The sequence below is a fragment of the Streptomyces typhae genome, assembly GCF_009755605.1.
GTDB lineage: Bacteria > Actinomycetota > Actinomycetes > Streptomycetales > Streptomycetaceae > Streptomyces > Streptomyces typhae.
The window spans coordinates 1-23,535 of sequence record NZ_WPNZ01000009.1 but is presented as its reverse complement, the minus strand read 5'-3'; the positions used below and the strand labels follow the sequence as shown (position 1 = coordinate 23,535).

The following is a 23,535-nucleotide window of genomic DNA, read 5'->3' as shown; positions in this document are numbered from 1 at the left end:
GGGTGTGCGCGGTGATGTCCGAGCGGCTGCCGGACACCTACGGTCCATGAGGGAAATCGTGAAGTGGCTGACGACGACGGACCACAAGAGAATCGGCACGCTGTATCTGGTCACGTCGTTCGCGTTCTTCTGCGTCGGCGGCGTGATGGCGCTCTTCATGCGCGCCGAGCTGGCCCGGCCGGGTACGCAGATCATGTCGAACGAGCAGTTCAACCAGGCGTTCACGATGCACGGCACGATCATGCTGCTGATGTTCGCGACGCCGCTGTTCGCGGGCTTCGCGAACTGGATCATGCCGCTCCAGATCGGCGCCCCCGACGTGGCCTTCCCACGTCTGAACATGTTCGCCTACTGGCTGTACCTGTTCGGCTCGCTGATCGCGGTGGGCGGCTTCATGACCCCGCAGGGGGCGGCCGACTTCGGCTGGACCGCGTACGTCCCGCTGTCCGGGGCGGTGAACTCGCCGGGCGTCGGCAGCGACATGTGGATCATGGGGCTCGCGTTCTCCGGCTTCGGCACGATCCTCGGCTCGGTCAACTTCATCACCACCATCATCTGCATGCGCGCGCCCGGCATGACGATGTTCCGCATGCCGATCTTCGTGTGGAACGTGCTGCTGACGGCCGTGCTCGCGCTGCTCGCGTTCCCGGTGCTCGCCGCCGCGCTGTTCGCCCTGGAGGCGGACCGCCAGTTCGGGGCGCAGATCTTCGACGCGGCGAACGGCGGGGCGCTGCTGTGGCAGCACCTGTTCTGGTTCTTCGGCCACCCCGAGGTGTACATCATCGCGCTGCCGTTCTTCGGCATCATCTCGGAGGTCGTCCCGGTCTTCTCGCGGAAGCCGATGTTCGGCTACATGGGCCTGATCGGCGCGACCATCGCGATCGCCGGTCTGTCGGTGACGGTGTGGGCGCACCACATGTATGTGACGGGCGGGGTGCTGCTGCCCTTCTTCTCCTTCATGACGTTCCTCATCGCCGTGCCGACGGGCGTGAAGTTCTTCAACTGGATCGGAACGATGTGGCGGGGCTCGCTGTCCTTCGAGACGCCGATGCTGTGGGCGACCGGCTTCCTCGTCACATTCGTCTTCGGCGGTCTGACCGGCGTCATCCTCGCCTCACCGGCGATGGACTTCCACGCGTCGGACTCGTACTTCGTGGTCGCGCACTTCCACTACGTCATCTTCGGCACGGTCGTGTTCGCGATGTTCGCGGGCTTCCACTTCTGGTGGCCGAAGTTCACCGGCAAGATGCTCGACGAACGCCTCGGGAAGATCACCTTCTGGACGCTGTTCGTGGGCTTCCACGGCACCTTCCTCGTCCAGCACTGGCTCGGTACGGCGGGCATGCAGCGCCGCGTCCCGGACTATCTCGCGGTGGAGGGCTTCACCGCCCTGAACACCGTCTCGACGATCTTCTCCTTCCTGCTCGGCATGTCGCTGCTGCCGTTCTTCCACAACATCTGGAAGACCGCCAAGTACGGCGAGAAGGTCGAGGTCGACGACCCGTGGGGCCACGGCCGCTCCCTGGAGTGGGCCACGACCTGCCCGCCGCCCCGGCACAACTTCGTCTCCCTGCCCCGCATCCGCAGCGAGTCGCCCGCCTTCGACCTGCACCACCCGGAGGTCGAGGCCGGCGACCTCCCCGTCGAGCCGGGGCCCCGGCCCGCGGAGGTGTCCGCATGACCGCCATGGACGAACGCGGAGCCGATGCGCGGGCCCTGGTCAGGGACCTTGAGGGACTGCTCCTGATCGAGGCCGCGCGATCCGAGGGCCGCGCGGCCGCCGAGCGTTTCGCCCGCCGCCTGCCCTGGCTCACCGAGAGCCAGCGCGCGGAGGTGGAGCGGCAGTACACCGAGGAGCACCTGGTGCTCGCCCGCCGCGCCTGGGGCCGCACCGCGCACCGGGCGCGCGAGCTGCGCGCCGAGTACGAGGAGGCCTACCGGGCGCTCCGGCGGCGGACGTTCGCGTGGTGCCTGGCGGGGGTGGCGCTGCTCGCCGGGGCGGCGCTGGCCGTCGGGGTGGTCGCGTAGCGGCGCGCGTCACCCGGTCGCGTAGCGGCGCACGCCACCCGGTCGCGTACCGGCGCACGCCACCCGGTCGCGTAGCGGCGCACGTCACCCGGTGGCGTCAGAGCCGGGGCGGGCCCTGTTCGATGCGGCGCAGGACCGGGTCGAGGCGGTCGAGGGACGTCGCCGTCTGGAGTTGGCGTTCGTCCCACCAGGTGGCGCCCGCGTCACGCAAGGGGCCGATCAGGTCCCGGGCCCTTGCGGGATCGGTCGGGCTCGCACCGCCGACGACGAAGTCGAAGGGGGCGCCCGACCCGCCGTCCTCGCGGTGCGCGCGCACGTACGCGACGAGTTCGCGGAACTCCTCCAGGGGCGGGATCTCGCCGTGCTCGGCCGACTTGAACAGCGGGACGGCGCCGTCCCAGCGGGCCGCGCGGCGCATCGGCGGGCGGTTGGGCCAGAAGCCCGCGATCCACACCGGCGGCCGGGGCCGCTGCGCGGTGGCGGGCAGGAGTTGCACGTCGTCGACGTGGAAGTGCGTGCCGCGGTGCGTCACCGGCTCGCCCGACCAGTAGCGGTCCAGGAGGCCGAGGCCCTCGTCGAGGCGTTCGGCGAGGACCTTGGGCTCGGTGGGCTCGCCGAAGCTCGCGTACTCGTCCTCGATGGGCCCGCCGAGTCCCGCGCCGAAGACCACCCGGCCCGCGCTCACCTCGTCGAGGGTGGCCACCTGCCGCGCCAGCTGGTGCGGGCGCCGCCGGGCCACCGGTGTGACGAGGGTGCCCAGCTTGATCCGCTCGGTCGCGAGCGCCGCCGCCGTGAGGAGCATCCACGGGCCGCCGAACGGCTTGCCGCGCTGGGCCCGCTTGTCGTGCACCACGTGATCCCAGACGAACAGGCCGTCCCAGCCCGCGAGTTCGGCCGCGCCGCGACCCGGGCGATGGTCCTGGCGTCCGCGAAGTCCCCGAAGTTCGGAATGTTGATCGAGAAGCGCATGACGGCATCGTGACGCCGCTGCGCACCGTGGGGCAATGCACTTGGCACGGATCGTCGACCGCTGTCCACCGTACGGCTCCGGCTTCGGCGTCGGCGTCGGCTTCGGCGCAGGGCTCCGGTCAGGCCGTGGCGCCCGCCGCGACGAGGAGCGCGGCCGTCTCGGGGTGCGGCCCCTGGTTCGCCCAGTGCAACGGGGTCGAGCCGGTGCCGTCCTCCTCGCGGAGGTTCGGGTCGGCGCCGTGTTCGAGGAGGACGCGCACCGTCTCGGTGTGGCCCCAGCAGGCGGCCGCGCACAGCGGGGTGCCTTCGGCGCCGAGCCCCCTGCTCTCGGTGTCGGGGGCGGCCCCGGCCGCGAGCAGCAGGCGCGCCACCTCCGCCCGTCCGTTCACGGACGCCTCGTACAGCGGCGTGACGCCCTCGCGGTCCGGCCGGGACGGGTCGGCGCCCGCGCGCAGCAGTGCCCGCACACGGGTGGTGCCGCCCCACCAGATCACGCCGAAAAGACGCGCGTCGAGTTTCTTCCGCTTGCGACGGTTCATGATCGTTGAGATTAGGTGCCGGGTGGGTGGCCGGGACAGCGATATTCCTCGCCGCCACGCCTGGGGCTACCGTGCTGCCGGAGCACGGGTACGGGTACCGGTTCGACCGCGACGACGGAGAGGACGTGGACAGCGCATGGCGAAGCGCCCTGTCACCGCCGAGCAGCTGATCGCCCGTCACGGCCTGGAGCCCCTGCCCTTCGAGGGGGGCCGTTTCCGCCAGACCTGGGCGGGGCCCCCGGACGCCACGGGGCACCCCGTGGGCACGGCGATCGTCATGCTGCTCACCTCCGCGGCGGGCGACTTCTCGGCGCTGCACCGGCTGCCCACGGACGAGGTGTGGCACTTCTACCAGGGCGACCCGCTGGACCTGCTGCTTCTTTACCCGGACGGTACGGACGAGCTGCGCATACTGGGCGACGGGGACGGCGAGGAGTTCCAGTTGGTCGTGCGCGCGGGGACGTGGATGGGCGCACGGGTGCGGGACGGCGGCGAGTGGTCCCTGTTCGGTACGACGATGGCTCCGGGGTTCCTGGAGTCGGACTACGAGGGCGGTGCCGCGGACGTGCTGGCCGCCCGCTATCCGCAGCAGGCCGAACTGATCCGGAGGCTGTGCCGTGACTGATCCCCACCTGCCCACCCTGGAGGGGCGCGTGGCACTCGTGACCGGCGCCAGCGGGCTCATCGGCGGCGGCATCGCCCGGCGGTTCGCGCGGGCGGGCGCCGCCGTGGTGGTGCACTGCCACCGCAACACGGAGCGGGCCGACGAGGTCGCGGCCGGGATCGGCGAGGACGGCGGCGCCGCCCTCGTCGTCGCCGCGGACCTGGGGCGGGAGAGCGAGTGCCGGCGGCTCGTCGAGGAGGCGTACGCCTGGCGCGGGCGCCTTGACGCCCTCGTCAACAACGCGGGCATCCAGCCCGTGCAGGAGCTGTCCGGGATGACGGCCGACGACTGGCGCCGGCTCCAGGAAGCCAACGTGACCAGCGCGTTCGGGTGCACCCAGGCCGCCGCCGAGCGGATGTCCGGCCAGGAGCAAGGCGGCAGCGTCACCCACATCGCGTCCATCGAGGGACACCAGCCCGCGCCGGGGCACGCCCACTACAGCGCCTCCAAGGCCGCCCTGCTCATGCACGCGCGCGCCGCGGCCGTGGAGTACGGGCCGCGCGGGGTCCGGGTCAACAGCGTCTCCCCCGGCCTCATCGGGCACCCCGGCCTCGCGGAGGCGTGGCCCGAGGGCGTGGAGCGGTGGACGCGGGCCGCACCGCTGACCCGCCTCGGGCGGCCCGATGACATCGGGTCCGCCTGTGTGTTCCTCGCGTCCGACGCGGCGGAGTGGATCACCGGGACGGATCTCCTCGTGGACGGCGGGGTGAGCGCCCGCTCCACTTGGTGACCCGGGGGGGGCGCCCCGTCAGGGGCGGAGTGGACACCGGAACAGATCCCCCCACAAACGACGGCGTCAGCGCCCGCTCCACCTGGTGACCCCGCGGGCGCGCCCCATCAGGGGCGCGAGGAACTGCGCGCCCAGCCCAAGAAAAACCGCAGACGCATCTGCACGGCCACTCAGCAGACGCGTCTGCGGCTCATCGCGCGCCGAGCGCGCAGTTCCCCGCGCCCCTCACGGGGCGCCCCCCCCACACACGGCAACGGCCGCCCGGGCCCCCGTAGGGGGGAAACCGAGCGGCCGTGGTGTCGCGTACCGCCGTACCCGCGGTCAGCGACCGGTCTTGACGTCCGCCGGACTCTCGGCGGACTCGCCGTCGCCCGGCTGCGCCGCACCCGGCACCGCGGCCGTGGGCTGCGCGTCGTCGCCGCGGGTGCGCATCAGGACCAGGGACAGGGCCGCCGCGACCAGGACGCCGATCGCGCCGACGACGAAGGCCGAGGACATCGCTTCGGTGAAGGCGTCGCGGGCCGTGCGGACGAGGGCCTCGTTGCCGGTGCGGGCGGCCTCCGCGAAGGCCTCGACGATGGACTCGTCGGACTTGCCGGGGGCGTCGTCGGGCATCTTGCTGCCGTAGGTGCTCGACAGGATGGAGCCGAGGACCGCGACACCGAGGGCGGCGCCCGCCTGCTGCACCGTGTCGTTCATGGCGGAGCCGACACCGGCGTGCTCGTGCGGGACCGCGCCCATCATGGCCGCCTGCGCGGCCGGCATCGCCAGACCGCCACCGGCACCCATGAGGACCATGGCCACGGTCACGATGCCGAAGCCGTCACCGGGCTCCAGGGTGGTGAGGGTGAAGAAGCCGGAGGCGATGACCGCGAGGCCGAGCGCCGCCATGAAGCGGTTGCCGATCTTCGGGCCGAGCACGGCGCTGAGGGCGTTGAAGACGAGCGAGGCGAGCGCGAGGGGCGCGAAGGCCCAGCCGGTCTTCGTCGGCGTGTACTCCAGGACGAACTGGAGGTACTGGCTCAGGACCAGCATCAGACCGCCGTTGGCGAACGTCAGCAGGACGATGGAGAAGCTGGCGCCGGTGAAGACACGGTTGCGGAACAGGGCGAGCGGCACCATCGGCTCGTCGACGCGGGTCTCCCAGATGCCGAAGCCCACGAGGCAGAGCACCGACAGGATCGCGGCCACATAGACCTTCGGGTCGCCGAAGCCCTCCTTGGGCCACTCGGTGATCGTCCAGACCAGCGAGACCATGCCGACCATCGACAGGACCATGCCGACCGGGTCGGCCTTGCGCCAGGGTCCCTTGGACTCCTTCATCAGGACGATCGCGGCGAGGAAGGCGACAGCGGCGATCGGCACGTTGATCAGGAAGATCGAGCCCCACCAGAAGTGGTCGAGCAGCACACCGCCGAACAGGGGCCCGCCGACGAGGCCGACCATGGTCACGCTGGACCAGGCGGCGATGGCCTTGGGGCGCTCCTCGTCGTCGAAGACGGTGATCACGATCGACAGGGTGCTCGGCATGATCAGCGCGCCGCCGACACCCATCAGGATGCGGGCCCCGATGAGCTGCTCGGGACTCTCCGCGATGGTCGCGATCAGGGAGGCCACGCCGAAGAGCAGCAACCCGATGAGCATCACCTTGCGGCGGCCGAACCGGTCGGAGAGCGATCCGGTGGTGAGCAGCAGGCCGGCGAACACCAGCATGTAGGAGTCGAGGATCCACTGGAGATCCGACGCGCTCGCGTTCAGGTCCTCGGCGATCGGCGGCACCGCCACGGTGAGGACCATGTTGTCGATCACGAGGACGAGCGTGCTGAGGCAGAGCACGATCAGAATCAGCCAGCGCTTCGGATCGCGCTCGCCCGCCTCCCCGGCCGCGGTCTTCGTTCCCACATCGTCCATGACGGACCTCCAGAGCAAGTGCAACGGTACGGCGTTCGCTTCCGCCGAACACTGTACGCCCGCCGAACACTGATCGCAAACCCCGAACGGCGTGCGCCCCTGCGGTAGGCTGGAAACGACCACAACGCGAACGACGAGCAGAAAAGGGGTGGCCGCATGCCGCGCGCCGCGCAGCCGACCAATCCGTCGACCGGCCCGTCGGCCGGGTCGTCGGCCAGGCCGTCGAAGTCCTCGCGCAAGGAACCGGCCCTCGACGCGATCGGCTCGGTGTGGACCCGGCCCCAGCGTCCGCGCCGGGACCAGCCCACACTCAGCCGCGACCAGATCGTGGCCGAGGCCGTCGCCCTCCTCGACACCGACGGCATCGAGGCCTTGAGCATGCGCAAGCTCGGCACCCGCCTGAACGCCGGCGCCACCTCGCTCTACACCCATGTCTCCAACAAGGACGAGCTGATCGAACTCGTCGTCGACGAGGTGTATGGCGAGATTCGAGTGCCCCGGCCGGAATCCGGCACCGAGTGGCGTGCGGCCGCCGTGGAGTGCGGGAACAACGTGCGCGCCGCGATCCTGCGGCACCCCTGGATCGCCTCCGTGCTCGGCGAGGTGGGCATGGCCCACCTCGGGCCGAACATGATGCGGCTCACCGAGGACACCCTGGAGCTCTTCGAGAGCGGCGGCTTCAGCCCCCAGCGCGCCGAGGTCGCCCTGAAGACGATCTGGGCGTACGTCATCGGCACCGCCGCCACGGAGGCCGCGTGGCTGACCATGCTGGCCCGCAGCGGCCAGGACGAGCAGGAGTGGGCGGAGCGCGTCGCCGCCGTCTCCGAGCAGGCCATGGAGCCCTTCCCGCGGCTGCGGCAGCTCTACGCGGAACAGGGCGCGGGCGCCGCCGACCAGACCCGCCGCAGCAACTTCGACGTGGGCCTCGACGTCATCCTGGACGGCCTGGAGGCCCAGCGCGGCGCCTGAGCCGCCCCCGCATCGCACCAGCCTGCCCCGCCCGAGCGTCCGACCGGCCGGACGCACCCGAACGGCCCACCCCCGTTCGCCGTGCCGCCCCGCCGGTCGGACGCTCGGTCCATGGACTCCACACAGCACGACCGGCCCGGAGGGCCCGGCCCCCAGGGCCACCACAGCCATCGCGGAGAAGGCACCTGGGTCTCCGGCGGCACGGTGTTCGCCGGTGTCCTGATGCTGGTGAACGGCGTCCTCGGTGTCCTGGCCGGGATCGCGGGCATCGCGGAGGACGACGTGTACGCCCGTCTCGGCGACTACGTCTACAAGTTCAACCTCACCACCTGGGGCTGGATCCACCTCGTGCTCGGCCTGCTCATCGCCGTGACCGGCTGGGGCATCCTCAAGGGCGCCGAGTGGGCGCGGGGCGCGGGCGTCGCGCTCGCCGCCCTCGGCATGGTCGCGCAGTTCCTGTGGCTGCCGTACACCCCGCTGTGGGCCCTCGTCTCGCTCGCGCTCGGCGCCTTCGTGATCTGGGCGCTGTGCACGGCTCCCGGGAAGAACCCGGCGGCGGTCTAGAACGCGGCGGGCCCGCCGTTGGCGGCGACGACGTCCCGTACGGCGCGGATGAACGCCTCTGTGCGGGCGTTGGTGCCGCCGGTGCGCCAGATCAGGCCGACGTCCGCCGTCGGCAGGTCGTGCACGGGGACGAAGACGACGTCCGGCCGGGAGTAGTACGTCCCCACGGAGGCGATCACCGGGGACACGCCCTGCCCCGTGGCGACCAGCGTCATCAGTTCCTGGAACGTCGCCACGTCCTGCCCGCGCCCGATCTCCCGGCCGCTCGGCGTGCGCGGCGGCACATGGAAGTCCCACCAGTACGCGGGCGCGCCACCGGCCACGCCGAAGAACGTCTCGCCCGCGAGCTCCTCGAAGGACAGCGAGGAGCGGCCCGCGAAGCGGTGGCCGAGCGGCACCGCGAGGGCCCGGGACTCGTTGATGACGACCGGGCCCACCGTCAGATCGGGCTCCTGCACCGGCAGGCAGGTGAAGAGGACGTCCACCTCGCCCGAGCGCAGCGCGCCGAGCGGGTCCTGGAACTGCGTCTCGCGCAGCCGCACCGCGCACCCGGGGCAGCGCTCACGGAACAGCTTCAGGACCGGCTGCGTGAGCGACCCGGCCCCGGACCCGAGGAAGCCGACCCCCAGCTCACCCTCCACCCCGCGCGCCACGTCCTTGGCGCGGGCCACCGCCGCCTCCATCCGGTCGTGCAGCGGCGCCAGGTCGTCGTACAACTGCCGTCCCAGCGGCGACATCCGCACGACCCTGCTGGTGCGCTCGAACAGCGGCGCGCCGATCTTCCGCTCCAGCTTCTTCACGGTCTGGCTGACCCGGGCCTGCGAGAGCAGCAGCCGCTCGGCGGTACGGCCGAAGTGCAGCTCCTCGGCGAGAGTCAGGAAGGTCTGAAGTTCCTGTCGCTCCATGGCGCGCTCCCCCTGTGACCTGGATCGATAAGCCTGAGCGTGGTGATCGTTCCACAGATCGGCGTTGCTGGCCCCGCGCCGTCGGCGGATCTTTGAGGAGTCGGCACGGCAGCGTGCCGGACCACCCCGGGGCCGGGGCACTCCCGGCCCCCCACGTCCAACCCCCTGGAGCCTGTGATGATTTCGCGTGCCCGTACGACCGCCGTCGCCGTCGCCCTCGCCGTCACCGCCGGAGCCGCCGTCACCGTGGCGCGGGCCTCCGACGCGCCCGCCACCGGCCACGACGCCCGCGCGGCGGCCTGGACCGCGGCATGGGCCGCGGCCCCGCAGCGCCCGAGCGCCGGGTTCAGGCCCAACTGGTCCGAAGCGGGCTTCGACCACCAGACCCTCCGGCAGGTCGTGCGGGTGACGGAAGGGGGTGACAGAGCCCGCGTCCGCCTCTCCAACCGGTACGGGGCGTCCCCGCTGCACATCGCGGGCGCCACCGTCGCCCGCACCGACGGCACCAAGGGCGCGGGCGTCGAGCGGGGCTCCGTGCGGCGGCTCGCCTTCGGCGGCGGGAGAACCGCAACCGTCCCGGCGGGCGGACAGCTCACCAGCGACGAAGTCGGCCTCGACCTCGGCCGGTTCGAGTCCGTGACCGTCACTCTGCACCTGGCGGGCACCACGGGCCCCGCCACGTTCCACGCCCAGTCGTTCGCCACCAGCTACCGCGCGCAGGGCGACCACACCGCCGACACCGGCGCGGGCGCCTTCAAGGAGTCGACCGAGTCCTGGTACTACCTGTCCGGCGTGGACGTACGCGACGCGAAACCGCACGCCACCAGGGAGGCGGGCAGGCATGGGGCCCGGTCGTCCGGGCACGGACCCCGGTCGTCCGGGCACGGATCCCCGTCGTCCGGGCACGGCTCCCGGTCGTCAGGGCGCGGCGGGGTCGTCCTCTTCGGCGACTCCATCACGGACGGTTTCGCCTCCACCACCGACGCCAACCGGCGCTGGTCCGACGCCCTCGCCGAGCGCCTCGCGAAGTCCGGCGCGCCCCGGCCCGTCCTGAACTCCGGCATCGGCGGGAACATGGTCCTCAACGACTCGGCCTGGTACGGCGACAAGGGCACCGGGCGTTTCCTGCGGGACGCGCTCGACCTGCCGGGCGCCAAGACCGTCGTCGTCCTCGAAGGCGTCAACGACATCGGCTTCAGCGAGACCGACAAGCCCACCTACAAGCCCGCGCCCGTCGTCAGCGCCGACGAACTCGTCGCCGGGCACCGCAAGCTGATCCGGGCCGCGCACGACAAGGGCCTGAAGGTGATCGGGGCGACGCTGCTGCCGCTCGGCGGATCCGACCACTACGGTCCGCGGGCCGCGGCCGTCAGCGACGCGTTCAACACGTGGGTGCGGACGTCCGGCGAGTACGACGGGTACGTCGACCTCGACCGGGCGCTCGCCGATCCGGCGGACCCGGAGCGGCTGCGGCCCGCCTACGACAGCGGGGACCACCTGCACCCGAACGACGCGGGGTACCGGGCCATGGCGCGGGCCGTCGACCTCGGGACCCTCTGAGTCACCGCGGAGGGGACGTCACTCCCGTGTGTAGTACCGGTAGAACACCGTCGCGAAGACGGCAGCGGCGACCGCGGCGGCCATCGCCGCCGTCCGCAGGACACTCGCGTCCGTGAGGCCGCACAGGAAGCCGAAGGACAGCCCGGCGAACACCGCCCACGCTCCCGCGCGCAGCTCGCGCGGGAGCGTGGGGGCTGCCTGGCGCAGACCCGCGTACAGCGCTCCGAAGACCAGTCCCGAGACCACGCCCAGGAGGACGTTCCCGCCGGTGATCGGGCCGCCGTCGCGGTGGTTGGCGGCGGCCCAGAGGCCGTAGACGACGGCGAGGAGGGCGGGCACCGCCCCGACGGCCGAGAGCGTGCGGAGACCCCCGTGCGCTCCATGCCCGCCGGGGCCGGTGTGCGCGCCGTGGCCGGTGGGTGCGGTGGGTGCGATGTGAGCCATGACGGCTCCTCTCTGCTCAGTCACGCCCAGTGGCGTCCTGTCCCCAGCTCAAGGAAACACCCGTTCGACCCCATGCTCCACCGGAGCCCGTGCCACGCTGAACCTCAGCGACCCGCTGCCCCGGCCCCGCGGCGATGAGTTTCCGCCGCGGGACCGGTCTCCCCTCACGACGAACAGCCGTACGAACCGCACAGCGGAGGGCACAGGGACATGAGCAGCAAGCAGCCGCACCGGAGTCCGGGCTCCGGTGGTCCGGCCATCGAGACCGCGGGCCTGGTCAAGACGTTCGGCGACAACCGCGCGGTCGACGGCGTCGACCTGACCGTCCCGGCCGGCACGGTCTACGGCGTCCTCGGGCCGAACGGCGCGGGCAAGACGACGACCGTGAAGATGCTGGCCACGCTGTTGCGCCCGGACGGCGGCCAGGCGCATGTGTTCGGCCACGACGTGGTCCGCGAGGCCGACACGGTCCGCGGCCTCGTCAGCCTCACCGGGCAGTACGCCTCGGTGGACGAGGACCTCACCGGCACCGAGAACCTGGTGCTCCTCGCCCGCCTCACCGGCCACGGCAAGAAGGCCGCGTACGCCCGCGCCGAACAGCTCCTCGACGCCTTCGGCCTCGGCGAGGCCGCGTCCCGGCAGGTGAAGAACTACTCCGGTGGCATGCGGCGCCGCATCGACATCGCCGCGTCCATCCTCAACACCCCCGACCTGCTCTTCCTCGACGAGCCGACGACCGGCCTCGACCCGCGCAGCCGCAACCAGGTCTGGGACATCGTCCGCGCCGTCGTCGGCCACGGCACGACGGTGCTCCTGACCACGCAGTATCTGGACGAGGCCGACCAGCTCGCCTCCCGCATCGCCGTCATCGACAAGGGCCGCGTCATCGCCGAGGGCACCAAGGGCGAGCTGAAGGCGTCCGTCGGCGCGGGCTCCGTGCACGTCAGGCTGCGCCACGCCGAGCAGCGCGCGCAGGCCGAGGAGGTGCTGCGGCGCGCACTCGACGACGCCCGGATCCAGCTGGAGGCCGACCCGGTCGCGCTCACCGCCCGCGTCGGCGAGAGCGCCGCGGGCGCAGCGGGCGCCGCCGAGCAGGCCTCGCGCGCCCTCGCCGAGCTGGCCCGCACCGGCATCACCGTCGACAACTTCTCCCTGGGCCAGCCCAGCCTCGACGAGGTTTTCCTGGCCCTCACCGGCCATCCCAGCGAACCCGAGCCCCCGCAGGACGCGGACCTCCGCAAGGAAGCGGACCTCCGCAAGGAAGAGGCGACAGCATGAGCACCGCCACCACCGACGCCCAGGACCTCGCACCCGTCCGCACGGAGTCCCTCGCCGAACTGCTCATCGCCAAGGAGCGCCCGCAGCGACCCAGCGCCCTGTCCGCGTCCCTGACCTTCGGCTGGCGCGCCATCCTCAAGATCAAGCACGTGCCGGAGCAGCTCTTCGACGTCACGGCGTTCCCGATCATGATGGTGCTGATGTACACGTACCTCTTCGGAGGCGCCCTCGCCGGTTCCCCGCGCGAGTACATCCAGTACCTGCTCCCCGGCATCCTGGTGATGTCGGTCGTCATGATCACGATGTACACGGGCGTCTCGGTGAACACCGACATCGAGAAGGGCGTCTTCGACCGCTTCCGCTCGCTGCCGATCTGGCGGCCCTCGACGCTGGTGGGCTATCTCCTCGGCGACGCCCTGCGGTACGCGATGGCGTCCGCGGTGATGCTGACCGTCGGCATCATCCTGGGCTTCCGCCCGGACAGCGCCCTCGGCGTGCTCGCCGGGGTGCTGCTCCTGCTCGTGTTCTCGTTCGCCTTCTCCTGGGTGTGGACCATGTTCGGGCTGCTCCTGCGTACGGAGAAGTCCGTGATGGGCGTCAGCATGATGGTGCTCTTCCCGCTGACGTTCCTCAGCGACATCTTCGTGAAGCCGGAGACGATGCCGGGCTGGCTCCAGGCGTTCGTGAACAACAACCCCGTCACGCACGTCGCCTCCGCCGTGCGCGGCCTGATGGAGGGCGACTGGCCCGCCGCCGACGTCGCCTGGAGCCTCGGCTGGGCGGGGCTGCTCGTGGCGGTGTTCGGGCCGGTGACGATGCGGCTGTACAACCGCAAGTAGGACCCGGCGCCGGCGGCTGTACAACCGCGAGCAGGGCCAGGCGTCGGCGGCTCGCGGGCGGCGTCCCACCAAGGCGGGCATTCCTGCCCCCATATGCAGTGACCCCGGTCGCGCGGTGTGTGGCCGGGGTCTTGCCTGGGGGGCGTGCCCAGACGCCCTCGCGCCGCCCTGTCCGCCGTGCTGCTGGTCCTCGCCTGCCTGCTCGTACCGCTCGGCACGGTCTCGACCTGGGCGAAGTACGAGATCGAGGACGCGAGCGCGTACGTCGCCACGATGGCGCCGCTCGCCTCCGACCCGGCGGTGCGCGCCGCCGTCAGCGACGCCGTCACCGAGTCGGCGATGAACGAGATCGACGCGGGCCCGCTCCAGTCGGTGGTCACCTCCTTCGTCCGGGACGCGGTGCACTCCTTCACCGAGACCGGCGCCTTCCAGGCCGCGTGGAACGCCGCCAACCGCGCCGCCCACGACGCCGTCCAGTCGGCGCTCACCCATGACTCCGACGGCGCCGTCACCATCGACCTCGCGCCCATCACCCAGCAGGTCAAGCGTCAGCTCACCGAAGAGGGCACACCGTTCGCGAACCGCATCCCGGTGCGGCACACCGAGGTCACGGTCATGCAGGCCCAGGACCTCAGCGACTTCCGTAAGGGGTTCCGCATGCTCCAGGTCGCGGGGCTCTGGCTGCCCGTCGCCGCCGTGCTGCTCGCCGCGGGCGGCGTCCTCCTCGCGGTGCGCCGCCGCCGGGCCGTCATCGCGACCGCCCTCGGCGCTGCCGCGGGAGCGGGCGCGCTCGCCGCCGCCGTCGCCGTGGGCCGCGGCCTCACCCTGGACGACCTGCCCCCGGACGTGTCCCGGGACGCGGCGGGCGCCGTGTACGACGCGCTGACCGACACCCTGCGCACCGCGTCCTGGATCATCGTCGCCGTGGGGCTCGCCGTGGCGCTCGGGGTGTGGGTGAGCCGACGTCTGCCCCGGTCGTCCCGGGGGGACCAGGGGACTCCGGGGTCCCGGTTGTCCCCGGAGGACCAGGTGAATCCGGGGTCCCGGTTGTCCCGCCTGACAGGACCGTTCCGGCGGGCCGGGCGGGGTGCGGAGCCTGGGCGGTCGGCTGCCGCCGCCGACCCCGCCCCCGTCACCGGCAACCCGCCCACCGCCCGTTCGCGTCCCTGAGGGAGGATCTGCGAGACGAAAGGGCATGCCTTGAAGCACGTGACGGCACCGTCCCCGCCTCCCGAGGCGGGCGCCGACGGCCACGCCGCCGGTGCCGAACACCTTGCCGTACGGCGGCCGCAGAGCCGCCGCGTCGCCGCCTGGGTCGCCGGGCTGCTGCTCGCCGCGGTGAGCGCCGTGCTCGGGTGCCGCGTCGCCGACACGGACGCCTTCACGCCCGTGCCGCAGATCCTCGCGTTCCTGCCGTGGCTGCTCGTGCCCGCCGTGGTGGCGCTGCTGCTCGCGGCGCTCGGGCGGTGGCGGGTCGGTCTGGTGTGGGCGGTGGCCGTGCTCGGCGGGCTCGCGTGGTTCGTCCAGCCGTACGGGACGGTGGGCGACCCCGAGGGGCCGCCGGTCGCCGAGGTACGGGTCCTCGCCTCGAACGTCGAGTTCGGGCGGGGGGTGCGGGGGCTCGTCGAGACGGTGCGGGAACGCAGGCCCGACCTCGTCTTCGCCTCCGAGTGCGACCGGGCGTGCGACGCCGAGCTGCGGGCCGGTCTGCCCCGGTCCGCCTACCCCTACCGGGCCGCCGTCGCCGGGAACGGTGCCGACGGATCCGTCATCCTCAGCAACCTGCCGCTGAAACCGGCCGAAGGGGTGCGCGGCACGCTCGGCATGCCCGGCGCCGTCGCCGACGTGAAGGGCATTCCCGTACGCCTCCAGCTCGCCCACCCCATGCCGCCGACGCCCGGTGACGTCGCGCGGTGGCGCACCGAGCTGGGGCGGCTGCGCGACTTCGCCGCCTCGGGCGGCGGGCAGGCCACCATTCTCGCCGGGGACTTCAACGCCACCCAGGACCACGCCGCCTTCCGGCGGATCCTCGGGGCCGGGCTGCGCGACGGCGCGCGGATCGCGGGCTCCGCCCGCACTCCCAGTTGGCCCACCGCCGTGCCCCGGCCCTTCGGGACGCAGATCGACCACGTCCTGACCACGAAGGACTTCGCCGCGCGCGACGCCCGCTTTCTGGAGATCGGTGACACCGATCACCGGGCGCTCCTCATCGATCTGACGCTGCACCGCGCGGCGGGGTGACCGCTCGCGCACCGGCGCTTACGCCCTCCGGGCGGGGGATTCAGCCCGTCCGGCGTTTGAGGACGAGCGCGCCGGCGCGACAAGCCGCCGCTACGCGGCGATCTGCTCCCCCACCCACCCTTCTCTCCCACCCCCCTTCTCTCCCACGCACCCTTCTCGCCCGCCCCGGCGAAGTTTTCAGCCCGTCCGGCGATTGAGGACGAGCGCGCCAGCGCGACAAGCCGCCGCTACGCGGCGATCTTTTCCCCCACCCACCCACCCTTCTCGCCCACCCGCCCTTCTCGCCCACGCACCCTTCTCGCTCGCCCACCCTTCTCGCCCGCCCCGGCGGAAATTCGAGCCCGTCCGGCGTTTGAGGACGAGGCGCGCAGCGCCGATACGGGGTCTGGGGCGGAGCCCCAGGATCGGAGAAGGGGCGGGACTGGGGCGCCCCGCGAGGGAACGCACGCGCGCGGCAGCGATAATGAGCGCATGCGGAACAGCACACTCCGGCCCCTCACCCCGCCCGACTGGCTGGTCCGCTCGCTGAAGCCACAAGCTGCCCCCACCCCCTGGGCAGCAGTGACCCGCGCGGCCATCGCGATGAGCCTCCCCCTGGCGGTGGGCACCGCGGCCGGACACCCGGAGTACGGCGCCCTGGCGTCGATGGGCGCCCTCTCGGGCGTCATCGGCGACACCGCGGACGCGTACCGCATGCGCGTCCTCAACATCGCCGTACCCCAACTCTTCGGCGCCCTGGGCGTCACCCTCGGCGCCCTGGTCTTCGGCCACGGCTGGACAGCCGTCGCCGCGGTCACGGCCGTCGCGCTGGTCTCCGGGATGATGTCGACGATCGGTGCCGTCGCCTCCGTGTCGGGGCTGCTGCTCCTGCTCAACAGCGTGATCGGGGCGGGCCTCCCGCTGCCGGGCCAGTGGTGGCTCGCCCCCGCCCTGATGACCGGCGGCGGCCTCCTCGTCCTGGCCCTGGCCCTGCTCTCCTGGCCCCTGCGCTCCGGCGTACCCGAACGGGCCGCCGTCGCGGCGACGTACCGCAGCGCGGCCGCGCTCCTGGAGGCGGCGGGCCGTGGCGAGGGCGCCACCGACCGGCACGAGGCGTACGACAAGGCGCGCGCCGACGTCACCGCCGCCCTCAACAAGGCCTACGACCTGGTCCTCGCCCGCCGTACCCGCGACCACGGCCGCAGCCCGGACCTGGTCCGCCTCGTCGCCGAGCTCAACGCCGTCACGCCCGTGGTGGAGGCCGCGCCCACCGCCCACCGGTACGGCGAGGAACTGCCGCCCGAACTGCCCGCCGCCCTGCGTGCCCTCGCCGCGGCCGTCGTCCGCGGCGAACGTCCCGGCGACGCGGCGTACACCGACATCGGCCTGCCCGAGGAACCGGCCCCGCCGTACGGTCCCGCGGCCCGCGCCGTCCACCACGCCCTGCGGCACGCCGCCGACACCCTCGCCGACCCCGACCCGCTCACGGTGGTGCGCGCGGAGGACCGCCTCGGCCGCCCGGCCGCGCTCCGGGTCCGCGTCCGCCGCGCCACCCGCAACGTCGTCCTCTCCGGGGCCTCCTGGCGCTACGGCCTCCGCCTGGCCCTGTGCATCGGCATCGCCCAGGCGCTGGTGTCGCTCATCGACGTACCGCGCTCGTACTGGGTGGCCCTGACCATCACGTTCGTCCTGAAGCCCGACTTCGGGTCGGTGTTCTCGCGCGCCGTCCTGCGGGCGCTCGGCACCGTCGCCGGGCTCGTGGTGGCCGCCCCCGTCCTCGCCTCCGTCGAACGCGGCTGGTGGGACGTGCCGGTGGTGCTCGTGTTCGCCGCGCTCGTGCCGGCGCTCACCCCCCGCGGCTACGGCTACCAGACGGCCGCCATCACCCCGGTCATCCTGCTCCTGTCCGACGTCCTCAACCACCAGGGCTTCGGGCTCGTCGTCCCGCGACTCGTCGACAGCCTCGTGGGCTGCGCCATCGCGCTCGTCGCCGGGTATCTGCTCTGGCCGGAGAGCTGGCACACCCGCATCGGCGACCGGCTCGCCGACGCCGTCTCCGACACCGCCCGGTACGTCGAGTGCGCCTTCGGCACGGAGACCGCAGGGGCCGCCGGGGCCGCCGAGTCCGAGCAGGCGCCCGCGTCCCGCGCCCGGATGCGGCGCCGCCTCTACCGCGACCTGTCCGACATCCGCACCGAGTTCCAGCGCGCCCTCACCGAGCCGCCGCCCACCGGGGCGCGGGCCGCCGCGTGGTGGCCGCTCGTGGTGGCCGTCGAGCGGATCGTCGACGCGACGACCGCCGCGCGGGTACGGGTGCGGCACGGTGCCCCGCCGCCCGGCCCCGGGGAAGTGGCCGAGGTATCCCGGCAGTTGCGGGAGCTGGCCGGGGGCCTGCGCGAGGTGGTGGTCCTGGTGCCGGTCCCGGTGGAGTTCACCGGGACCGACGACGGTGTGCTCGGCCCGCTCCGTCAGGAAGTGACAGCGGCCCGCGCGGTGGCGTCACCGGGCGGGCGGCTGTCCTGACGTGAGAGCCGGGCCTGCTACTTCTGGACCTGCTTCCGGGCTTGCTTCCGGGCTTGCTTCTGGACCTACTTCTGGACCTGCTTCATGGCCTTGGCGAGGCCGTTGGCCCACAGCTGGTTGACGCGGGCCCGCTCCCGCGCGTCGGGCTGGGCGTTGGTGCAGGACGGGCCGGGGCCGCCACCGGACATCAGCTCGGAGCACGGGCCGCGGTAGTTGTCGGGGAGGCCGAGCACGTGGCCCGTCTCGTGGGTGGTCACCCGGGTGGAGTTGTACTGCTGGTTCTGCCGATAGTCGAGGAAGATGTAGCCGCGGCCGTGGCCGTCGGTGCTCGCGTACGAACCACGCGAGTCGTTGCCCTCGCGGTACGAGAAGCTCGCGCCGGTGGTGCCCGCGCGGAGCTTGACGTTGGTGACGGCGGCGTTCCAGATCGAGGTGGACGCGGCTATCTGCTGCTGGAACCGCGGCGCCCCCGAGGGGTTGTACGTCACGGTGACGGCCTGGGCGCCGGGGTTGGCGGCGCGCTTCTCGGCGACGGCCTTCACGACGGCCTCGAAGAAGGCCTTGTTGGCGGCGGCCTCCTCACCCGATCCCGCGTACTTGGCGATGGACGCGGGCGTGGACACCGACGCGGTACCGGCGGCGGCCCGGGGGGAGTCGGAGGCCGACGCGACGGACGAGGTCCCGAGGGCGGCGGCGGCGAGGCCGAGGGCGGCGGCGACAGACAGGTAACGCTTGTGCATGTGGGGGGCTCCCTGCTCGTTCGGTGAAAGGTGAACGTTTCGGTACCCGAGAGTGTCGGGGAGCCACGCCGCGTGCGGATGATGGCAGATGGCGATAGCACCGCCCTATCGCCGCACATCAGGACACCGCTCATACGTACCAACTCATGGGGGTCCGTAGGGGTTTGGGAGGCTGGTGTGAGGCCGTCCGCCGCTCTAGTCTCAACGGCCATGGAGCTTGAGGTCAGGCACCTCCGCGCACTCTGTGCCATCGCCGATACGGGCAGCCTGCACAAGGCCGCCCGCCAACTCGGCATGAGCCAGCCCTCGCTGACCACCCAGCTGCGCCGCATCGAGTACGCCGTCGGCGGTCAGCTCTTCGCCCGCGAGCGCACCGGCTGCCGGCCGACGCCGCTCGGCCGCACCGTCCTCAGCCGCGCCCGCCCCCTCGTCGTGGAGATGCGCGCCCTGATCACCGAGGCCCGCGCGGTGGCGGCCCGCGCCGCCGACGGCGCCCCGCAGCTGCGCATCGGCTCCACCGCGAGCCGCGCCATACCGGGGTGGCTGCGCCGGCTGCGGCACCGCATGCCGGAGGCCGACACCTCGCTCCAGATGGACGTCTCCGCGAACGCGCTCCTGCAAATGGTGGCCGCGGGACAGCTTGACATCGCCTTCGTGCACGAAGTGGAGGGCAGCCCGCTGCGCCTCCCCGAAGGGCTGCGCCAACGGGTGCTCGTCGAACGCGAACCGCAGTTCGTCTCCCTCGCCGCCGACCATCCCGCGGCCCGCAAACCCGTCGTCCACCTCACCGACCTCGCGTCCGACCGCTGGATGGTGGACCCGACCGTCGACGGCGAATGGGACGGACTGCAAAGAGTGCTGCGCGAAGCGGGGCTCTCCCCGCGCGTCCTGCACGGGGACTACCTCACCGCCGCCACCCTCGTCGCCACCGGCGAGGTCGTCACGGTCTGTCAGCCGACGTCGGCGGCGAGACCCGACATGGCGGTCAGACCCCTGTACGGCGATCCACTCGGGGTACGACTGCTCGTCGCGGCCCGCACGGACGCGGAGCTGGACGCGGTCTACGGCGAACTGGAGTCCGCGTACTGGGAGGCCGCCGCGGAAGCCCCCTCGTACCAGGACTGGCTGCTCGGCACGAGAGGCACCGCCCCGCCCCCCTGTCCGACCCTCGACCGGATCCCGACCCCGGTCCCGCCCATCGAGCAGGCCCCCGCGCCGGCCCGCCTCCCGCGCCTCGCCACCGGCCGTGTCCCCCCGCCGGACCTCGGCCCCGCAGCGGCCCAGGACCTCCGCCCCACCCCGCTCTGACCCCGCCCGCCCCACGGGCGGGCGCCCCTCCCCGCCCGCGCGGCGCGCGGACCGGGAAGGGCACCTGGATCGCGGTGCGATGCGCGTGGGGCGCTCAGACGCCGACGTCGGAGCCGTCCTTGCGCCACACCGACACGACCGCCGGGCGCACGATCCGGCCGGGCCCGTCGGGCCAGACGCTCGCGGGCTTCTCGACGGACGCGCCGTCGATCTCGCCCGGGTGCTGCACGGCGACGAGCACGCGCCGCTCCTGCACGAGCGGGCCGCAGGTCTCCGCGCCCTTGGGCATCGTCAGGAACTGCTTCAGCTCACCGCGCCGGTCACCCTTGGTGGCGACGCCGAACAGGCCGTCGTGGGAGCCGAGCTGCGCGCCGTCCGTGGAGATCCACAGGTTGCCGTGCGGGTCGAAGGTGACGTTGTCCGGGCAGGAGATGGGGCTGACCTTGTCCTTCGGGAAGCCCGCGAAGTACGTGGCCGGGTCGTTCGGGTCGCCCGCGACGAGGAAGAGGTTCCAGGCGAAGCGGGTGGACTCCGGGCGGTTGCGGGACTCCGTCAGCTCCAGGATCTGGCCGTGCTTGTTGAGGTTGCGCGGGTTGGCCTCGTCGGCGCCGGCCTTGCCGGGCTTGCCGCGGTCGGTGTTGTTCGTCAGGGCGATGTACACCTTGCCGGACTGCGGGGAGGGCTCGATGTCCTCGGGGCGGTCCATCTTCGTGGCACCGACCTTGTCGCCCGCGAGGCGCGTGAAGACGTACACCTCGTCGGCGGACATGCCCTCGACGTGCGAGACGGCCTTCCCGCCCGCGTACGAGGTCGCCAGCGGAATCCACGTGCCGCTGCCGTCGAACTCGCCGTCGGAGGGGAGCTTGCCCGTGCCGTCGATCTCCGCCGCCGGGGAGTCGCCGGTGAACTTCGCGACGTACAGGGTGCCCTCGTCGAGCAGCGTGAGGTTGTGCTCACGGGCCCAGCGGGAGCTGCCCTTCGCCATCCGCTTGCTGCCGACGAACTTGTAGACGTAGTCGAAGCGCTCGTCGTCGCCCATGTAGACGACCGGGCGGCCGTCACTGGTCAGACGCGGCTGGGCGCCCTCGTGCTTGAAGCGCCCGAGCGCGGTGCGCTTGCGCGGCACCGAGTCGGGGTCGTACGGGTCGAGTTCGACGACCCAGCCGAAGCGGTTGGCCTCGTTGGGCTCCTTGGTGAGGTCGAAGCGCTCGTCGAAACGCTCCCACTTGCGCTCCGACTCACCGCCCGCGACGCCGTACCGCTTCAGGCGCGCCGCCTGCGTGGGGTCGGTGACCTTCTCCGCGTTCGCGAAGTACTGGTTGAAGTTCTCCTCGCCGTGCAGGGTCGTGCCCCACGGCGTGGTGCCGCCCGCGCAGTTGTTGAGGGTGCCGAGGACGGTGACGCCCCGCGGGTCGGCCTTGGTGCGCACGTACTCGCTGCGGGCGGCGGGCCCGGTCAGGTGGAACTTGCTGGTGACGGTCAGCCGGCGGTTCAGCTGGTGGCGCGGTACGGCACGCAGCGCGCCACTCCTGCGCTCGCCCTCCACCACGACCACCGAGAGGCCGTGCGCGGCCCAGGCGATCTCGACCTGCTCACGGGTGGGGTTCTTCGCGTCGTACCCCTTGAACATCAGGATCTCGTCCGTGTACTCGTGGTTGGCCACGAGGACCTGACGGCCGTGGTGCTCGCCGTGCTTCTCACCGGGCAGCGGGAGCAGGCTCAGGAAGTCGTTGTTGTAGCCGAACTGGCCCGCCTGCGCCTTGGCCGTCTGCCTGTCCGGGTCGAAGGCCGGCGCGCCGCGCAGGATGGGCTCGCCCCAGCGGATCACCACGTTCTGGCCGTAGCCGGTGGGGACGGTGACCGTGTCGGCGGTGTTCGGGGCGACCGGCGTGAAGCGGAGCCCCCGGGCGGCTTTCCCTCTGCGTTTGGCCGCCGCGGCCGCCGCCCGCGCCTCCGCGGAGCCGGACGCCGCCTGGGCCTCCGCCGCGCCAGGACCGAGGGCGAGACCGCCGGTGGCGGCCGTCGCGACGGTCACGACCGCCGCGGCGCGCATCATCGAGCGGCGGCTCAGCGCGCCCGCTATGACGTCGCCCATGTACGCGTTGTCGCTGGTGTTGGGCACCGGGTGGAAGCAGGCGTCGCCACAGCGGAACCGGCACGTCATGGCCGAGCGGCCGCCGGAGCCGCCCGGGTGTGAGGTGATCAGAGGCAGCAGCTTGGGCACGGGGTCCTCCATGAAGTGGCCGGTTGGCGGCGCTTTGGCTTCTTTTTGCCGGTGATTCCGGCTGGAGGCTAGGGGTGGTGACCTGCACGACGGGGGACTGCGGGTGAACGGAGGGTGAATCCGTCGTCGGTCGTGGGCCGCCGGTGCGGTTCCGGCGGGGGCCGCTAACCTTACGTGTCCCTCTTGGCCAGAGGGGGGCTCCGGGGTCACCGGGACACAAGTCACGTGAAGGGTTGCGCACATGGGCATTTGGAACCGCCTGCGGGCTGTCTTCCGACGGTCCCGCAACGAAGCCGCTGCCGCGTCCACGGGGGGCCCGTCGGCGTCCCCCGAACCTGCCGACCCCCCGGCAGGGGATTCCGAGGGAGCCTCGGCCGCTCCCGCTCGGGGCGCCTCGTCCCCGCGGGACGCCGAGGGGGGCTCCGTCCCCTCGGCACGGGAGGGCTCCGGTGCTGCCGCCGACGGCGGGCTCAGTGCCGCTCCCGCCGTGACCTCCGTCGGGTCCGCCGCCGCGGAGGCGCTCGTGGCCCAGGCCTTCGACAACGTGACGGTACGCGTGCCCGAGGCCCGCCGCTCCGCGGCGGAGGACTCCCACCCGCCCACCCGTGACCCCGAACAGCCGGGTGCTGCTACGGCGCCGGAAGCCCCGGCACCGTCCGCAGAAGCCACTGCGGCGCCGGAGGCTCCCGCCCCGGCTCCGGCCACCGAGGACCCCCTGGCCGACATCCCCGCAGCCCGCACGGCACCCGACGCCGCGGGCACCGAGCCCGCCGCCTCCCCTGTGGGCACCTGGGCCGCCCAGGGGGCGGAACGGGTGGGCACAGCCACGGCCGCCGGCACCGCCAACGACGAGCGCTCCCCGTCCGACCCCCCGGCGAAGCCGGAATCCGAGGCCCCGGCGGAGCCCGAGGCACCCGCAGCGGAGCCCGCCGCCTCCCCTGTGGGCACCTGGGCCGCCCAGGGGGCGGAACGGGTGGGCACAGCCACGGCCGACGGCACCGCCAACGACGAGGGCTCCCCGTCCGACCTCCCGGCGAAGCCGGAATCCGAGGCCCCGGCGGAGCCCGAGGCACCCCCGGCGGAATCCGAGGCACCCGCAGCGGAGCCCGCGGCACCCCCG

Annotated in this window: 19 protein-coding genes and 2 pseudogenes; 14 read left to right on the top strand and 7 right to left on the bottom strand. The window is 72.8% G+C overall.

The window, feature by feature from the left end:
- The first annotated feature begins 46 nt into the window (after window positions 1-46).
- Both ctaD and GPA10_RS17355 read left to right on the top strand, forming a co-directional pair.
- Window positions 47-1,681 carry an aa3-type cytochrome oxidase subunit I gene (gene ctaD / locus GPA10_RS17360; RefSeq protein ID WP_157166342.1) on the top strand — a complete coding sequence of 545 codons (1,635 nt, stop codon included), beginning with the start codon at window positions 47-49 and terminating at the stop codon, window positions 1,679-1,681.
- A complete protein-coding gene (locus GPA10_RS17355) occupies window positions 1,678-2,028 on the top strand; it encodes a hypothetical protein (protein ID WP_157166341.1) in 351 nt (116 codons plus the stop codon). Before ctaD ends, GPA10_RS17355 begins: the two co-directional genes overlap by 4 nt.
- 97 nt (window positions 2,029-2,125) lie before the next feature.
- Here GPA10_RS17355 and GPA10_RS17350 read toward each other — a convergent pair.
- Window positions 2,126-2,997: pseudogene (locus tag GPA10_RS17350) on the bottom strand (LLM class flavin-dependent oxidoreductase).
- A gap of 119 nt (window positions 2,998-3,116) precedes the next feature.
- Complete coding sequence (locus GPA10_RS17345; RefSeq protein WP_157166340.1) at window positions 3,117-3,536, bottom strand: ankyrin repeat domain-containing protein; 420 nt, start codon at window positions 3,534-3,536, stop codon at window positions 3,117-3,119.
- Window positions 3,537-3,672: 136 nt separating this feature from the next.
- Between GPA10_RS17345 and GPA10_RS17340 the strand changes: the two genes are divergently transcribed.
- Entirely contained in the window at window positions 3,673-4,161 is a 489-nt protein-coding gene (locus GPA10_RS17340; protein ID WP_157166339.1) for a cupin domain-containing protein, read from the top strand.
- Complete coding sequence (locus GPA10_RS17335; RefSeq protein WP_343041010.1) at window positions 4,154-4,930, top strand: SDR family NAD(P)-dependent oxidoreductase; 777 nt, start codon at window positions 4,154-4,156, stop codon at window positions 4,928-4,930. Before GPA10_RS17340 ends, GPA10_RS17335 begins: the two co-directional genes overlap by 8 nt.
- 321 nt (window positions 4,931-5,251) lie before the next feature.
- Here GPA10_RS17335 and GPA10_RS17330 read toward each other — a convergent pair whose 3' ends face one another.
- Window positions 5,252-6,841: an MFS transporter gene (locus GPA10_RS17330; protein ID WP_079086680.1), complete on the bottom strand. Its 1,590-nt coding sequence runs from the start codon at window positions 6,839-6,841 to the stop codon at window positions 5,252-5,254.
- Window positions 6,842-6,997: 156 nt separating this feature from the next.
- Between GPA10_RS17330 and GPA10_RS17325 the strand changes: the two genes are divergently transcribed.
- Entirely contained in the window at window positions 6,998-7,810 is an 813-nt protein-coding gene (locus GPA10_RS17325; RefSeq protein WP_079086679.1) for a TetR/AcrR family transcriptional regulator, read from the top strand.
- A 111-nt stretch (window positions 7,811-7,921) separates the two neighbouring features.
- Window positions 7,922-8,374, top strand: coding sequence for a DUF7144 family membrane protein (locus GPA10_RS17320; RefSeq protein ID WP_246259338.1), 453 nt, complete (start codon window positions 7,922-7,924; stop codon window positions 8,372-8,374).
- On the opposite strand, the gene GPA10_RS17315 is transcribed toward GPA10_RS17320, so the two are convergent.
- Window positions 8,371-9,279, bottom strand: a complete 909-nt coding sequence (locus GPA10_RS17315; protein WP_157166338.1) for a LysR family transcriptional regulator — start codon at window positions 9,277-9,279, stop codon at window positions 8,371-8,373. The two genes, GPA10_RS17320 and GPA10_RS17315, sit on opposite strands and share 4 nt — an antisense overlap.
- A gap of 177 nt (window positions 9,280-9,456) precedes the next feature.
- Between GPA10_RS17315 and GPA10_RS17310 the strand changes: the two genes are divergently transcribed.
- Window positions 9,457-10,839, top strand: a complete 1,383-nt coding sequence (locus GPA10_RS17310; protein WP_157166337.1) for an SGNH/GDSL hydrolase family protein — start codon at window positions 9,457-9,459, stop codon at window positions 10,837-10,839.
- A gap of 18 nt (window positions 10,840-10,857) precedes the next feature.
- On the opposite strand, the gene GPA10_RS17305 is transcribed toward GPA10_RS17310, so the two are convergent.
- A complete protein-coding gene (locus GPA10_RS17305) occupies window positions 10,858-11,283 on the bottom strand; it encodes a hypothetical protein (protein ID WP_157166336.1) in 426 nt (141 codons plus the stop codon).
- Window positions 11,284-11,493: 210 nt separating this feature from the next.
- On the opposite strand from GPA10_RS17305, the gene GPA10_RS17300 reads away from it, so the two are divergent.
- From GPA10_RS17300 to GPA10_RS17280, 5 genes are all read left to right on the top strand, one after another.
- Window positions 11,494-12,561, top strand: a complete 1,068-nt coding sequence (locus GPA10_RS17300; RefSeq protein ID WP_157166335.1) for an ATP-binding cassette domain-containing protein — start codon at window positions 11,494-11,496, stop codon at window positions 12,559-12,561.
- The gene (locus tag GPA10_RS17295; protein WP_157166334.1) at window positions 12,558-13,400 is read left to right on the top strand and encodes an ABC transporter permease; all 843 of its coding nucleotides are present in this window, start codon (window positions 12,558-12,560) and stop codon (window positions 13,398-13,400) included. The genes GPA10_RS17300 and GPA10_RS17295 overlap by 4 nt, the downstream gene beginning before the upstream one ends.
- Window positions 13,401-13,544: 144 nt before the next feature.
- Window positions 13,545-14,570: a hypothetical protein gene (locus GPA10_RS17290; RefSeq protein WP_198351629.1), complete on the top strand. Its 1,026-nt coding sequence runs from the start codon at window positions 13,545-13,547 to the stop codon at window positions 14,568-14,570.
- Window positions 14,571-14,600: 30 nt separating this feature from the next.
- On the top strand, window positions 14,601-15,641 hold the full coding sequence (locus GPA10_RS17285; RefSeq protein WP_157166333.1) for an endonuclease/exonuclease/phosphatase family protein: 1,041 nt from the start codon (window positions 14,601-14,603) through the stop codon (window positions 15,639-15,641).
- Window positions 15,642-16,112: 471 nt separating this feature from the next.
- The gene (locus GPA10_RS17280) at window positions 16,113-18,143 is read left to right on the top strand and encodes an FUSC family protein (RefSeq protein WP_157166332.1); all 2,031 of its coding nucleotides are present in this window, start codon (window positions 16,113-16,115) and stop codon (window positions 18,141-18,143) included.
- 65 nt (window positions 18,144-18,208) lie between these two features.
- Here GPA10_RS17280 and snpA read toward each other — a convergent pair whose 3' ends face one another.
- Window positions 18,209-18,883, bottom strand: a complete 675-nt coding sequence (snpA, locus tag GPA10_RS17275; RefSeq protein ID WP_058850142.1) for a snapalysin — start codon at window positions 18,881-18,883, stop codon at window positions 18,209-18,211.
- Window positions 18,884-19,093: 210 nt separating this feature from the next.
- On the opposite strand from snpA, the gene GPA10_RS17270 reads away from it, so the two are divergent.
- Complete coding sequence (locus tag GPA10_RS17270; RefSeq protein WP_058850141.1) at window positions 19,094-20,191, top strand: LysR family transcriptional regulator; 1,098 nt, start codon at window positions 19,094-19,096, stop codon at window positions 20,189-20,191.
- A 94-nt stretch (window positions 20,192-20,285) separates the two neighbouring features.
- On the opposite strand, the gene GPA10_RS17265 is transcribed toward GPA10_RS17270, so the two are convergent.
- Complete coding sequence (locus GPA10_RS17265; RefSeq protein WP_058850194.1) at window positions 20,286-22,415, bottom strand: PhoX family protein; 2,130 nt, start codon at window positions 22,413-22,415, stop codon at window positions 20,286-20,288.
- A 487-nt stretch (window positions 22,416-22,902) separates the two neighbouring features.
- Between GPA10_RS17265 and GPA10_RS17260 the strand changes: the two are divergent.
- Window positions 22,903-23,535: pseudogene (locus tag GPA10_RS17260) on the top strand (hypothetical protein); the annotation flags it as partial.